The following is a 14,122-nucleotide window of genomic DNA, read 5'->3' as shown; positions in this document are numbered from 1 at the left end:
CCTGACGCCCTCGGGCCGACCGACGGAGCGCGACTGGCCGACCGCGGAGGATCGCTGCGGGGTAGGTAGGTCCTACCGATGTGGTGGACACGAGCCCCTGCGTAACGTGAGTGTCGCCGGGATTCGGACCCGACCCGAACGGGTCCGAACCCGGCGACAGGGTCAAAGGTACGCGACATGTGCCGTCGTCTGTCAACCGTTCCGGCGAGTCGTGGCGCAGATTGCAACGTCCTTGCGTGGTCGACGACGTGATTCCGTACCGGGGTGGAACGTCTTCCGGCAGTCAGCGGTCGGAGCGCAGCGGTCCGCCGAGCATCTCGGCCAGCTCGGACCGCGCGTGCACGTCCCACTTCGCGAACACCCGCGACATGTGCGCGTCGATCGTCCGGACCGACAGGCCGAGCGACTCCGCGATGCGCCGGTTGCTCAGCCCGCTCGCGGCGAGCTCGGCGACCTCGTGCTCCCGGTTCGTCAGCGGCGGGCGCACGTGCCCGGCCGAGACGGCCATGCCGTGCGAAGCCAGGACGCCCTGCGCGGCGATGATCCGCACGCGGTCCCCGGACCGGACGGCGTCGGCGTACGCGACGATCGCGTGCGCCAGGGGACCGTCGACGCGGGCAGCGGCACCGCGCATCCGCGCGAGCGACGCCGAGGTGTCGCGCCCGGTCACCATGTCGTTCGCGTAGTGCAGCGTCTGGGCGTACATGACGGGCAACCACGCCCCGCTCGCCGTCGACCGCTCGGTGATCTCGTCGGCGTGCCGGAGCCCGGCCGGGTTGCCGAGGACGGACTCCGCCCACGCGATCGACACCGCGACCTGCTCGCCGAGGATCCGCATCGCCCGGAGCGGGGTGGTCCTGGCGCGCTCGAGCGCCGCGGTCGCACCCTCGGCGTCGCCGGAGTACGCCAGCGACAACGCCAGCCGCGCCCACGGGTAGGCGGCGAAGCCCCCGTGGTCGGCGACGTCGTACCGCTCGCAGGCGGCCGAGAACGCCGTGACCGCGTCCGCCCACCGGCGCTGCCCGATCGCCTGGTTGCCGACGCCGATGAGCTCGAGCGTGAAGTCGTACTTCAGGAAGGGGCTCGACCGCCGGACGGGGATCTCCGTGAGCAGGTCGGCGATGTCCCCGCGCCACACCTGCACCTGGTGCAGGACCGAGACGATCTCGCCGACGCTCCAGGGCGCCTCCTCGACGTGCTCGACGGCGGTCGCGAGGGAGCGCTTCGCCAGGACGGTGGCGTCCTCGAGCCGACCGGCGGTGGCCAGCGCCGTCACCGCGCAGGGGGCGACGCAGAGGAAGGACACCGGGACGGTCGGCTGCTCGAGCACCCGGGAGCGCTCGATCTCCGCGCGGACCTCGGTGAAGCGCCCGCCCCAGCCGAGGTGCGCGAGCCGCAGCAGCCGCAGCCGCTCGGCGGTCGCGGCGTCGACGAGGGGCATCGCCGCGTCGGTCAGCGCGACCGCCGCGTCGACGTCGTCGTCGTGGAACTGCCGGATGTTGGCCAGGGTCTCGCACGCCTCGACGATCGCGGCGTCGTCCACCTCGGTCGACCGCCCGGTCGCGATGCCCCACGCCGCCTCGGCGTCGCACCGGCCGGCCTCGCGCCCGGTGCTGTACGAGTGCGCGAGCGACCGCAGGCAGTGCACCGTCACCCGTTCGGTGGCGGTCAACGCGGTCCGGAGCGCGGCGGAGGCGAGCGTCACGCCGCTCTCGTGCTCCTGCAGCCGCACCGCGACCTGGGTGGCGTCGATCAGCTGCCCGACCGGCGGCAGGACGCCGCACTCGAGCGACCACAGCGCCGCACGCAGACGGGCGGCGGGCGGCGCGCCCTCGGGACGGGTGGTGCGGAAGGCGTTCGCGCGGGCGAAGAGGGTGGTCCGTCGGGCGACCGGCACGAGGCCGCGGACGACCTCGCCCACGAGCGGGTGCGACGGCCGGACGACGGTGGTGCCGTCCTCCGTCGAGTCGACGGCGACCAGGCCGAGCGCGACGACGCGGTCGACGTCCCCGCCGGAGACCATGCCGAGCAGCCGGGCCAGGGGGATCGGATCGGCGAGGGCCACGATGTCGACGACGTCGCGGAGGTCCTCGGGCAGCGCGCCGAGCTCGGTCCGGTACATGTCCGCCAGGCTGTTCGACGCCGTGATGCGACCGCGCCAGTACCACCCGGACGCGGTCTGTTCGAGCGCGCCGGACGCCAGCGCCGCACGGACGACCTCGCGCAGGTACAGCGGGTTGCCCGCGGTCGCCCGGTGCACCCGTTCGGTCGAGGCCGTCTCGAGCTGGGCACCGAGCGCCCGGGCCACGACCTCACCGGTCTCGTGCAGGTCGAGCGGGGCGAGGTCGATGCGTTCGAGCAGGTCGTCCTGCCACAGCGCGCGGAGCGCTTCCGGCAGTGCGGTGAAGTCGCGGCAGGTCAGCACGAGCCGAGCGCCCTGGTCGCGGACCAGCCAAGCGACGTAGCGGGCGGAGACGGCGTCGAGGTGGTCTGCGTCGTCGACCCGGAGCACGACGTCACGGTCCGACAGGTCGTCGAACTCCCGCAGGCGCTGCGCGGCGCCCGCGTCGTCGACCAGGTCGGCGAGACCGGCGGGCAGGTCGCCGAAGCGGTCGGCGACGGCGCTGAACGGCATCGTCCGACCGGACGCCACGGCGGTGATCGGCACGACGACCGTCCGACCCGAGGCGTCGCGACGTGCCACCCGGTCGGTCACCCTCTCGGCCGTGGACGTCTTCCCGAGACCGGGCGCACCGACGAGCGCGACGCTCCACCGGTGCTCGGCGACGACGGACACGGCGCGGTCCTCCTCGCGACGCTGCACGATCGTCCACATCACGCGTCCGGGCGCGGCGGGACGACGACGGCCGTTGATCGACTGTTCGCGCACCCCGTCACCTCCCGTTCGTGGTCGCCCGTACGTCCCCGGTCGAGCGGGTCCGGTGTCCGGGCTCGCACATCGTCCTCGACCGGGCGACCGGCACCCGACGCGCTGCGCGCAGTGGATACCGGCCGGTCGTCACATCTTGCACCGTCGCGCACGGGGATGAACAGGCCGGAGCACGTCCCACAGTGGGGGACAATGGGACGGTGAGCGACACCGACCGACCCGAGGACCGCCCGGCACCGACCCCGGCTGCGGCACCGACTCCGGCACCGGCACCGGCGCCGAACGCCGTCGAGTCACCGGACGAGGTCACCATCCGCCGTGCGCCGAAGTTCGGCGTCTTCATCCTCGGCGGTGCGGTGCTCGGGTTCCTCGCGACCCTCGTGATCGTGACGCTCACCATGGACATCGACCGCGGCGACCAGCAGGACGCGTCCTTCGGCACGCTCGTCGGCTACTTCTCGCTCTGGGGCGTCACCATCGGCGCGTTCGCCGGCGCCCTCGTCGCGATCGTCCTCGACCGGGTCCTCGCCCGTCGCGCCGCTCGCCTGACGGCGGAGCGGGTCGCGGTGGAGCCCGCGGAGGAGACGGTCGACGGCGAGGTCGAGGACCAGGGCGACGCGACCGGACCCGTGGAGCGCACCGACCGCTGACGGTCGCCACCAGCAGACGGACGGGAGGCTCCCCACCAGCTGGTGGGGAGCCTCCCGTCCGTCGCGTGGTCGCCGGGGCGACGCCGCTCAGCTGAGCTGGTTCGCCTCCACCCAGGCGAGGTACTCCGGGCTGACCGTGCCGGTCACGTACTCGCCCGTGAAGCAGCTCATCTCGAGGTCGGTGACGTCCGAGCCCTCGATGATCGCGTCGCGCATGTCGGCGACCTCCTGGTAGATGAGGTGGTCGCTGCCGAGCACGCGGTTGATCTCCGGGATCTTCCGGTCGTGCGCGATGAGCTCCGCACGGGTCGGCATGTTGATGCCGTAGACGTGCGGGTAGCGGACCGGGGGAGCGGCGCTCGTGAACGTGACCTCGTTCGCGCCGGCGGCCCGGGCCATCTCGACGATCTCGCGGCTCGTGGTGCCGCGGACGATCGAGTCGTCGACGATGAGGATGTTCTTGCCCTTGAACTCCGACGACATGGCGTTGAGCTTCTGCCGGACCGAGCGCTTGCGCTCCGCCTGCCCCGGCATGATGAACGTGCGGCCGACGTAGCGGTTCTTGAAGAAGCCCTCGCGGTAGTCGATGCCGAGCTTCTGCGCGACCTGCATCGCCGCGGGGCGCGACGAGTCCGGGATCGGCATCACGACGTCGATGTCGCCCGTGGGGGCGTACTGCGCGATCGTGTCCGCCAGGCGGTTGCCGAGGCGGAGGCGGGCGTCGTAGACCGAGATGCCGTTCATCACCGAGTCGGGCCGGGCGAGGTAGACGTACTCGAACGAGCACGGCACCAGGCGCGGGTCCTTCGCGCACTGCCGGGCGTGCATCTGGCCGTTCATCTCGATGAACACGGCCTCACCGGGGGCGATGTCGCGGACGATCTCGTAGCCGCCGGACTCGAGCACGAGCGACTCGCTCGCGACGACCCACTCGGGCTGGCCGGCCTCGTCGAACTTGTGCCCGAGGATGAGCGGACGGATGCCGTACGGGTCACGGAACGCCAGCAGGCCGTGGCCCGCGATGGTCGCGATCGTGGCGTAGGAGCCCTCGACGCGCTCGTGCACGCGCTCGACGGCGTCGAACACCTGACCGGCGTCGAGCTCGCTGCCGCGGACCTGGCCCTGCAGCTCGTGCGCCAGGACGTTGACGAGCAGCTCGGTGTCGCTCGTCGTGTTGAGGTGCCGACGGTCGATGTCGAAGAGCTCGCGGGTGAGCTCCCGCGTGTTCGTGAGGTTGCCGTTGTGCACCAGGACGATGCCGTACGGCGCGTTCACGTAGAAGGGCTGGGCCTCTTCCTCGTTGCTCGCGGCACCCTTCGTGGCGTACCTGACGTGGCCGAGGCCCATGGTGCCGAGCAGGGCCCGCATGTCACGGGTGCGGAAGGACTCCCGCACGTGGCCGCGTGTCTTGTGCATGTGGTGGACGCGACCCTCGACCGTGGCGATGCCCGTCGAGTCCTGACCCCGGTGCTGCAGGAGCAACAGGGCGTCGTAGATGGATTGGTTGACGGGCCCCTGCGCAACGAGGCCGACGATGCCGCACATTCGCGGTGTGCTCCAGACCGTAGGATCGGGTGGTACCGAACAAGTCTGCCACGCCCCGCGGAGGACCACGCATGCCGAACCCGTACGCAGCCGCCGGCGTCGACACCGCAGCCGGTGACCTGGCCGTCGAACTCATGAAGTCCGCCGTCTCGGCGACGCACAACGCCTCGGTGCTCGGGGGTGTGGGCGGCTTCGCGGGGCTCTACGACGTCTCGTTCCTGCGCGACTTCTCACGGCCGTTGCTCGCCACGTCCACCGACGGCGTCGGCACCAAGGTCGCGATCGCGCAGGCGATCGACAAGCACGACACGATCGGGCAGGACCTGGTCGGCATGGTCGTCGACGACATCGTCGTGGTCGGCGCGAAGCCGCTCTTCATGACGGACTACATCGCGTGCGGCCGGGTCGTGCCGAACCGCATCGCCGACATCGTCGCGGGCATCGCCCGGGGCTGCTCGGCGACCGGCACGGCGCTCGTCGGCGGGGAGACCGCGGAGCACCCGGGGCTGCTCGGCCCGGACGACTACGACGTGGCGGGTGCCGCCACCGGCGTCGTCGAGGCGGACCGGCAGCTCGGGGCGCACCTGGTGGAGGACGGCGACGTCGTCGTGGCGATCGAGTCCTCCGGGCTGCACTCGAACGGCTACTCGCTCGTCCGGCACATCCTGGCCGGCAAGGGTGTCGGCTACACCGACCAGCTACCGGAGTTCGGCACCGGGGTCTCCGTCGGCGAGGCCCTGCTCGAGCCGACCCGCCTCTACACGTCGCCGTTGCTCGCCCTGCTCGACGCGCGTCCCGGTGTCGTGCACTCGCTCTCGCACGTGACCGGTGGCGGCATCGCGGCGAACCTGGCGCGCGTGCTGCCCGTCGGCACCTGGGTCGAGGTCGACCGCGCGACGTGGACGCCCCCGTCGGTGTTCCGGGTGCTCGCGTCGATGGCGGGCACGCCGATCGAGGAGACCGAGGGCACGTGGAACCTCGGCATCGGGATGTTCGCGGTCGTCGCGGCCTCGGCGGCGTCCGACGTGCTCGGGGACCTGCGTGCCGCGGGGTTGCCCGCGTGGACGGTCGGCACGGTGTCGACCTCGGCGCGGGACCTCGACGGGTTCGAGCAGGGCGCCAAGGGTGTCGACGGGGGCGCGGTGCGGCTCGTCGGCGCCTACGCCGGCTGACGCGGGGCGGTCCGGCGCGGGGGCTGACGCTGCCCGCGCTCGGCGCCATACGCCGAGGTTCCGCAATTCTGCACTCTCGCGCTGCCACGCCTGCGGTCGTGGGACCTCGGTGATCCGCGCGCGGCGAGTCGTGCGACCTCGGCGTCCGGGACCGCGCGGGTCGCTCGACCGGAGCCGCCGCGCCCGCCGGCGCCCTGCCGAGCGGGCAGGACGTGCCGCTCGACCGGAGCCGCCGGTCCCGCTGTCGCGCTGCCGAGTGGGCAGGACGGGCCGCTCACGTTCGTCGAGCGTGCACGATCGGTCGCCCGGCGGCGCCGAGTGTGACGGATGTTGCACGCTCGCCAGGGCGGACCTGGCCCGGAGGCGCTGATCGTGGACGCTCGGGCGCGACGCTGCCGGAGCCGGAGCCGGAGCCGGTGTCGCGGGCGCCGCAGCCGCCGTCGCCCCTGCCGAGTGGGCAGGACGTGCCGCTCACGTTCTCCGAGCGCGCGTGATCAGTCGCCAGGCGGCGCCGAGCGTGACGGATCGTGCACGCTCAGCACGCCGCACGCCGCACGCCGCACTCGGCACGCAGCACGACCGCACCGCCGCCCGCGCACACGGAAACGCCGCGCGGCCCCACGGGGCGCGCGGCGTCGACGATGTGGGTCAGGCGGACTTGTTCTGGTCCTGCTGGGTCTCGAAGTCGTCCTCGTCGTCGCCGGGTTCCTCACCGTACTGGTCAGCCCAGCGGTCGACGTAGGAGTTCTCGTCCGAGTGTTGCCCGGCGGAGAGCTCTCGCTCGAGCGCACCGTAGTTCGTCTCCGGACTGAAGTACTTCAGCTCCCGGGCGACCTTGGTGTGCTTTGCCTTCTGACGGCCGCGCCCCATGCGTGACCCCCTCGTGATCGGCTCTGGTCCGGTCCTGGCGGGTGCAGGGTTGCCACCCGGGGAACCGAACGATTCGTGGTTTGAAATCTGCCGATCACTCTACCATGTACCCCGTTCCCGACTCGGCCACCGGCGTCCCCCGGAGATCGGCCGGGGGAGCACCGAAGACCTGATCAGGACTCAGGCGGGCAGGGGCTCGGGGACGCCGCGCTTGCGCCGTGACGACCGCAGCACCAGGGCGTCGATCGAGAACCGCCCCGGTCCGGTCAGGGCCACGGCGAGCGAGGCCACGGCGAGCACGAGCACGTACTCGAAGCCGCCGTCCTGGGCGAAGAACCCGGCGGTCGTGTGTGCGAGGAGGCCCGCGACGACCATGTCGACCGCGAGGAGCAGGCCGACGACCCGGGTCGCGACGCCGAGCACGAGCAGGATGCCGCCGACGAGTTCGAGGCCGGCGACGACGGGGGCCGCCACCTCGGCGAGCGGGACGCCCATGCCGGCGAAGCCCTGGGCGACGCCGGGGATGCCCTGGGCGAACTTCTGGGCGCCGTGGGCGATGAACACCACGCCGAGGACGATGCGGAGCGCGGTCAGGCCGATGGAGGTCGATGTCGTTCGCATGCGCCAGACGCTAACCGGTGACGCGTCATCGACCAGGGTGGTTCGGAGGACTGCCCGGACTTCGCCAGGACTCCCTCAGGCTGTGGTCCACCGAACGGCGGACCGCCACGGAGCACCGGTCCGCCGAACGACGGACCGGTGCCCGGTCGGGACGGACTCAGGAGTCGGTGCCGCGCCCGGTCTCCTGCTGCAGGCGCTCGATGTTCTCCGACGCCTCGGCCTTGTTGAGGTCGGCGGGGAGCTCCTCGCCGGCCTCGCGGGCGAGGGTGTCGAGGTAGCTGCGCTGCGGGCCGGTCATCGGCTCGTCGCCGGTCACCCACTGCGAGGGGTCCTTGCTGGCCGTCGTCGAGGGGTCGGGACGCTCGCCACCGAGGGTCTCGCCCTGGTGCCCGGCGTCCGGGGTCTGCTGCTGCTCTGCATCACTCATGGCGCCGAACCTACGCGCGGGGTCGGACACTGCACGCAGCGTGCCCGTCCCCCGGGACCCAGGACCCCGGATCCAGAGCCGAGGACCCAGGACCCCGGGTCAGGCGGGCGGGACCGGCGTGCCGGTGTACCGCACCAGGTCCGGCCCGATGCCGCTCGCGGCGATCGGCACCTCGTCGTCGCCGCGCCGCAGCCACACGGTCGCGGCGCGCTCGTCGATCCGCACCACCTCGTGCAGGGTGCCGTCGATCAGCACCGCTGCACGGACGTCCACCGCACCGGTCGTGGGTCGCGGCGGCAGCCCGACCACGTCGGCGTCGTACGCGGCGTACCGGCCGGGGGAGAGGAACGGTGACACCGGGGTGGTGACGACCTCGAGCCCGTCCGCGACGTCCCGGACCGCGACGAGCCGGACGGCCTGGTCGGTCGGCAGGGGGACGTCGACGACCGGCGCGTCGGCGGGACCGGCCAGTGCGCGGAAGGCGGGCCGACCGTCGGGGGCGAGCCGCGCCTCCAGGCCGTCGATCCGGACGCGACCGCGGCCACGCGAGTCGGCGTACAGGCCGGGCTCGAGCCCGGAGCGCCGCGCCTCGAGCCGGGACACGACCACGCGGTCCGGGCGGTACCAGTCGCGGAGCGTCGCCGGGTCGACCCAGCCGATGCTCGGGACGCCGCGGGTCAGGTCGTCGCCGTCGGCGGCGGGTCGTTCGTCGAGCGCGCCGATCGGGTGCTCCCCGCGCACGGCGACGAGGCCCGCGTACGGTCCGGCGGCGGGCGGCTCGTGGTCGAGCACCTCGACGCGCTTCGACACCTTGCCGCCGTGGCCGTCGAACGTCGCGAAGGTGCGCAGGTCGGAGATCGTCATGTCGCCGACGATGCTACGACCGTCTGCCCGGATCGGCCCAGGCGGGCCGGGACGACGGGCAGCAACGGGTGCAGCGGACGGGAGGCGCGCATCGCGTCCACCCGTCCGCTGCGGGCCGTCAGAGGGAGCGGCGCAGGGCCTCCAGCCCGTCCCGCAGACGCGTCACCGTGTCGTCGGTGAGCGTGCCCCGCGTCGCGCGGCGACGCAGGTCGGCGCGCACCTGCTGTCGGAACGACGCGACGGCCATCTCGACCTCGCGCAGTGCGCCGGCGCCGGCGGTCGGGACGTCCTCGGGCTCGTCGGCCGTCTGCCCGCGGGGTGCCTGGGCGCTCGCGGCGAGGTCCGCGCGGAGGGACCGCATTGCCTCGCCCACCGAGGCGCGGACCCCGTCGGCCAGCGTCCGGACCGAGTCGGCGACACCGGACTGGATCGCGGCGAGCTCCTCGGCGCGGGCGTCGAGCTCGGCCCGGCCGGCGTCGGTGATGGCGTAGACGGTCTTGCGGCCGTCGGCGGTCTTGGTGACGAGCCCCTCGGCCTCGAGCTTCGCCAAGCGCGGGTAGACCGTGCCGGCGCTCGGGACGTAGGCACCGCCGAACCGCTCGCCGAGGGCCTGGATGAGCTCGTACCCGTGCATCGGGCGGTCGGCGAGCATCGACAGCAGGGACAGGCGCAGGTGACCGTGCGCGAACACCGGGCTCATTCGGGGACCACCGTCTCGTCGGCTCCGGATCCCGGGGCGGGCTGCGCCGGTGGGGCGTGCAGGACCGCGATGTCGCCCGAGACCGAGTTCACCTTGAGGTCGAGCCACTGCCCGGAGAGGTCGCCGCCCTGCTTGACGTACGAACCGCGCACCCCGCGGATCTCGGAGTCGTCGAACTGCAGCTTGCCGGTCGCCGTGCCCACCGTGCAGCGGTACGGCACGCCGTCCTCGAGCCGGACGCTGACCGAGCCCGACACGGTGTTCACCCGGGCGGAGTCGGGGGTGCCCTGCAGGTCGAGGACGACGTCGGCGTTCACCCCGTCGGCCGTGAACCGCGGGATGGACCCGGTCGCGACGACGTCGCCGGAGACGGTGCGGACGGTCAGCTCGCCGTCGAGGTCGCGGACCGTGGTGGCGCCGGACACCGCGTGCACGGCGAGGTCGCCGGCGAGCCCGTCGACGACGACGTCGCCGGAGACCGAGTTGACCGAGGCGCCGCGGTTAGTGCCGGACAGCAGGGCGCCGGCGGAGACCACCCCGACCGTCAGCCGGGCGTCGCGGGGGACGAGGGCGCTGACGTCGGCCGTGGCGCGTCCGCTGAAGGACCTGAGGAACCCGAGCGGGTCGTCCCAGCGGATCTGCGGGTGGTCGATCGTGAGCGTGTCGCCGTCCAGCTCGATCTTGAGCGGCTTGCCGGAGACGCTGTGCACCTCCACCCGGGCGGTCGGCTCGTCGTGCGCGACGACGTCGACCTGTCCACCGGCGAGTCCGACGCGCAGCGCGCGGACGATGCCGGTGTCGATCACCTTGGGCTCCTCGACGAGCCACTTCTCCTGGGCCATGCTGCCTCCTCGAACTCGCGATGCATCGCGTTTGGTGGTGTCACGGTACATCGCGAGTCGGTGGATGTCACGGGGCCGGTCCCGTTCCCGGGACGACGGACGGCCCCGCTCCCGGAGAGGGAGCGGGGCCGTCGGACGGTCGTGCCTACTTCGCCTTGTCGAGCGCGGCCTGTGCCTGCTCGGCGGCGGCGTCGAGCGCCTCCTTCGGGCTCGTCTTCAGCAGCATCGCGGTCTGCAGCTGCGTCGACAGGGCGGCGCTCACCTCGCCGTAGGCCGTGATGGACGGACGGGCCTTGGCGTACTCGAGCTCGTCGGCGAAGGCCTTGAGCCGCGGGTTCTCCTCCAGGTACTGCTTCCACGTGGCGTTGTCCGCCGTGGCCTGGTTCGCGGGGAGCAGGCCCGTGGCGATGTCCCACTTCGCCTGGGTGTCCGGGCTGAGCCACCACTGCAGGAACTTCCACGAGGCGTCCTGCTGCTTCGTCGACGTCTTGATGATGTACGAGTTGTTCGTCCCGAGGTTCATCGCCGGCTCCTTGATGCCCGGCAGGGCGAAGACGCCGACGTTCTCCTTGCCGAGCGTGCTGTCGATCGTCGACAGGTCGTAGGCGCCCGTGATCGCCATCGCGGCCTTCTTCGACGTCAGGGCCGGGACGGCGCCGTTGGTCGAGGTGGTGAGCAGCGACTGCGGGTAGGCGGTGCCGTCCTCGAGCATGTCCGTCCAGCCGGTCAGGGCCTGCACACCGGCGTCGCTGTTGAACTCGACCTTGGTGTTGTCCTCGTTGAGGAACTCGCCGCCGGCGCCCCACAGCATCGACTGCCAGGTGAAGACCGGCCACTCGCCGGTGCCGATCGGCAGGTAGGCGCCGTACTGGGTCGTGCCCTTCGTGAGCTTCTTCGCGTCGTCCTGGAACTCGGCCCAGGTGGTCGGGGTGTCCGTGATCCCGGCCTCGTTGAACATCTGCTTGTTGTAGACGACCGCGTAGTCGCCGATGTCGGTCGGCAGCGTGTACTGCTTGCCGTCGAACTCGCCGGTCGACAGCATGCCCTCGGTGAAGCTTTCCTTCGTGATGTCACCGCTGCCCAGGTAGTCCTCGAGCGGGAGCACCTTGCCGGTCTCGATGACCTGCCCGGTCTGCTGCGGGGTGCTGTCCCCGAGCACCATGTCGGGCCCGGTGTCGTTCTTCAGCGCGTTGATGAGCTTCGCGTCGAACTGGTCGGACGAGGCGGCGTACTGCGCCTGGACCTGGATCCCGTCCTGCGAGGAGTTGTACTCGTCGATGAGCTTCTTCACCTCGGTGGCCTGGGGGCCGGTGTAGTTGTGCCAGACCGTGATCGTGGTCTTCCCACCGCTGCCGCCGGAGTTGCCGGTGACGGAGCCGCCGGAACACCCGGCCAGGGCCAGTGCGGCACCCACGGCGAGGGCCGTGGCGCCGAGCAGTCGCTTGCGCATGAGGTCGTCCTTTCTCGGACATCTGGGTGGAGCGAGGAGTGGAGCGAGGAGTGGAGCAGGGAGTGGTGCGAGGGGGGTACGGGAGGGGGGTCTGGGGTCAGCGGAGCCCGCCGGCCATCGCCGACACGATCTGCTTCTGGAAGATGACGAAGACGATGAAGACGGGCAGGATCGCGAGCGTCGACCCGGCCATCAGCAGGTTGAAGCTCTGGCTCGCGTTCGCCGACTGCAGCTGCGTGAGGCCGACCGACACCGTGAAGAACTCGGTCCGCGACGCCACGAGGAACTGGAAGAAGAAGTTGTTCCAGTTGTAGACGAAGGACAGGACGGCGAAGGAGCCGATCATCGGGGTCGCCATCGGCGTCACCACGGACCACATCCGGCGCCAGACGCCGGCGCCGTCGACCCGGCTGGCGTCCTCGATCTCGCTCGGGAACGAGGTGAAGAACTGCCGGAACAGGAAGGTGCCGAGGATCGACGGGATGTTCGGGACGATGAGGCCCTGGTAGCTGTTCAGCCAGTGCAGCGAGGACAGCAGGGTGATGAGCGGCGTGAACACGACCTCGAACGGCACGAGGAGCGCGGCGAGCAGGACGACGAAGACGATGTTCTTGCCGGGGAACTTCAGGCGCGAGAACGCGAAGCCCGCGGCCAGGCTCGTCACGATCTGGCCGGCGGTCGTCGCGATCGCCACGACAGTCGAGTTGAAGAAGTACAGCCCGAAGGGCGCGACGGTGAAGATGTCCGCGTAGTTCGACAGCTCCCACTGCCGCGGCAGGAAGCTCGGCGGGAAGGCGAGGGCCTCCTCCGAGGACTTGAAGCTCGTCAGCAGCATCCAGAGGAACGGGCCGAAGAACAGCACGACCGCGACGAGCAGGATGACGTGGCGCAGGACGGCCGGCGAGTGCTTGCGGAACAGCACCCGGAAGGGGCGGCTGCGGTGCGGACGGGAGGCACGGTGCGCGTCCGACGGGAGGGCGCGGGGAGCGATCTGGGTCACGGTGGCGGTCCTAGTTCAGCTCGATGGGGTCGCGGCGGTTGATGACCCGCAGCTGGACGACCGCGACGAGGATGCCGACGATGAGCAGGAGGACGGCGGCGGCACTGGCCGAGCCGCCGTGGAAGAACACGAAGCCCTGGTTGTAGATGTAGTAGAGGATCGTCTCGCTCGAGTTGATCGGACCGCCCTGGGTCAGGACGTAGACCTGGGTGAAGACCTGCAGGGCGCCGATCACGCCGGTGATCGCGAGGAAGCCCGTGGTCGGGGCGACCAGGGGGAGCGAGATCGTGAAGAAGCGGCGGATCGGGCCGGCACCGTCGAGCGTCGCGGCCTCCATGTAGGACTGCGGGATGTTCGTCAGCGCGGCCGAGTAGATGATCATCGTGTAGCCGACGCCCTGCCAGATCGAGAACACGATGACCGAGACCAGCGCCCACGGCTCGGACGTCAGGAAGCCGATGGGGGGTGCGCCGAGTGCGGTGACGACCCCGTTCACCAGGCCGCCGAGCGGCGACAGGATGAAGCTGAAGATCAGTGCGCTGCCGACGATCGGGGCGATGTACGGCACGAAGAGCAGCGCCCGGTAGACCCCGCGACCGCGGAAGGGCTGGGCGAGCAGCGCGGCGAAGAACAGCCCGATTGCCATGGTGACCGGGACCACCACGACGACGTACAGCGCGGTGTTGCCCGCCGCGCGGACGAACTCGCCGTCGCGGAACAGTCCGGTGAAGTTGGACAGTCCGACGAAGCCGTTGGTCTCGCCCGACGCCGGGTTCCAGTTCGTGAACGAGTAGAAGACCGTCTGTGCCAGCGGGTACAGGTAGAACAGCGCCAGCAGCACCGTCGTCGGGGCGATCAGCACGTAGCCCGCGCGGCCCTCGCGTCGTTCCATCCGGCTGGCGTCCGCGGTGGACGACCGTCGACCGGGAACGGTCACCCTGGTCGGGTTCTGAACCGCACTCGTCATGCGGACCTCCTCTTGGCTCGTCGTTGAACGCTAGGAATCGGCTGTTTCGAGCACATTACCGTTCGATCACCAAAAGTAAACAGTCGATTCTGCAACGACTTCGTTCGGCAATCGACCGTTTCGT

The 14,122-nt window shown here is 71.4% G+C and carries 13 protein-coding genes; 2 read left to right on the top strand and 11 right to left on the bottom strand.

Annotated elements, in window-relative coordinates; translation table 11 throughout:
• Positions 1-283 precede the first annotated feature (283 nt).
• On the bottom strand, positions 284-2,890 hold the full coding sequence (locus tag QUG92_RS13510) for a helix-turn-helix transcriptional regulator (protein WP_289459414.1): 2,607 nt from the start codon (positions 2,888-2,890) through the stop codon (positions 284-286).
• A gap of 200 nt (positions 2,891-3,090) precedes the next feature.
• On the opposite strand from QUG92_RS13510, the gene QUG92_RS13505 reads away from it, so the two are divergent.
• Positions 3,091-3,540 (top strand): hypothetical protein, encoded by a 450-nt coding sequence (locus QUG92_RS13505; protein ID WP_083263860.1) that lies wholly within the window; start codon positions 3,091-3,093, stop codon positions 3,538-3,540.
• A gap of 87 nt (positions 3,541-3,627) precedes the next feature.
• Here QUG92_RS13505 and purF read toward each other — a convergent pair whose 3' ends face one another.
• Complete coding sequence (purF, locus tag QUG92_RS13500) at positions 3,628-5,085, bottom strand: amidophosphoribosyltransferase (RefSeq protein WP_069712441.1); 1,458 nt, start codon at positions 5,083-5,085, stop codon at positions 3,628-3,630.
• A gap of 71 nt (positions 5,086-5,156) precedes the next feature.
• Here purF and purM point away from each other — a divergent pair, with 71 nt between their 5' ends.
• Entirely contained in the window at positions 5,157-6,257 is a 1,101-nt protein-coding gene (gene purM, locus QUG92_RS13495) for a phosphoribosylformylglycinamidine cyclo-ligase (protein ID WP_289459413.1), read from the top strand.
• A 648-nt stretch (positions 6,258-6,905) separates the two neighbouring features.
• On the opposite strand, the gene QUG92_RS13490 is transcribed toward purM, so the two are convergent.
• From QUG92_RS13490 to QUG92_RS13450, 9 genes are all read right to left on the bottom strand, one after another.
• Positions 6,906-7,127: a DUF3073 domain-containing protein gene (locus tag QUG92_RS13490; protein ID WP_069712443.1), complete on the bottom strand. Its 222-nt coding sequence runs from the start codon at positions 7,125-7,127 to the stop codon at positions 6,906-6,908.
• Between the two features lie 180 nt (positions 7,128-7,307).
• Entirely contained in the window at positions 7,308-7,748 is a 441-nt protein-coding gene (locus QUG92_RS13485) for a DoxX family protein (protein ID WP_182047434.1), read from the bottom strand.
• 157 nt (positions 7,749-7,905) lie between these two features.
• Positions 7,906-8,175 carry a DUF3072 domain-containing protein gene (locus QUG92_RS13480; RefSeq protein WP_289459412.1) on the bottom strand — a complete coding sequence of 90 codons (270 nt, stop codon included), beginning with the start codon at positions 8,173-8,175 and terminating at the stop codon, positions 7,906-7,908.
• Between the two features lie 99 nt (positions 8,176-8,274).
• Positions 8,275-9,039 carry a hypothetical protein gene (locus tag QUG92_RS13475; RefSeq protein WP_069712446.1) on the bottom strand — a complete coding sequence of 255 codons (765 nt, stop codon included), beginning with the start codon at positions 9,037-9,039 and terminating at the stop codon, positions 8,275-8,277.
• Between the two features lie 118 nt (positions 9,040-9,157).
• Positions 9,158-9,739 carry a PadR family transcriptional regulator gene (locus tag QUG92_RS13470; protein ID WP_069712447.1) on the bottom strand — a complete coding sequence of 194 codons (582 nt, stop codon included), beginning with the start codon at positions 9,737-9,739 and terminating at the stop codon, positions 9,158-9,160.
• Entirely contained in the window at positions 9,736-10,581 is an 846-nt protein-coding gene (locus QUG92_RS13465) for a DUF4097 family beta strand repeat-containing protein (RefSeq protein WP_289459411.1), read from the bottom strand. Before QUG92_RS13465 ends, QUG92_RS13470 begins: the two co-directional genes overlap by 4 nt.
• Positions 10,582-10,726: 145 nt before the next feature.
• Positions 10,727-12,031 carry an ABC transporter substrate-binding protein gene (locus QUG92_RS13460; protein ID WP_289459410.1) on the bottom strand — a complete coding sequence of 435 codons (1,305 nt, stop codon included), beginning with the start codon at positions 12,029-12,031 and terminating at the stop codon, positions 10,727-10,729.
• 97 nt (positions 12,032-12,128) lie between these two features.
• Complete coding sequence (locus tag QUG92_RS13455) at positions 12,129-13,031, bottom strand: carbohydrate ABC transporter permease (RefSeq protein WP_289459409.1); 903 nt, start codon at positions 13,029-13,031, stop codon at positions 12,129-12,131.
• Between the two features lie 10 nt (positions 13,032-13,041).
• Positions 13,042-13,998: a carbohydrate ABC transporter permease gene (locus QUG92_RS13450; RefSeq protein ID WP_083263861.1), complete on the bottom strand. Its 957-nt coding sequence runs from the start codon at positions 13,996-13,998 to the stop codon at positions 13,042-13,044.
• Positions 13,999-14,122 lie beyond the last annotated feature (124 nt).

The sequence above is a fragment of the Curtobacterium citri genome (assembly GCF_030362955.1).
In the GTDB taxonomy this organism is placed as follows: Bacteria; Actinomycetota; Actinomycetes; order Actinomycetales; family Microbacteriaceae; genus Curtobacterium; species Curtobacterium citri.
The sequence above is the reverse complement of the archived record's forward strand: the minus strand, read 5'-3'. Positions and strand labels throughout refer to the sequence as shown.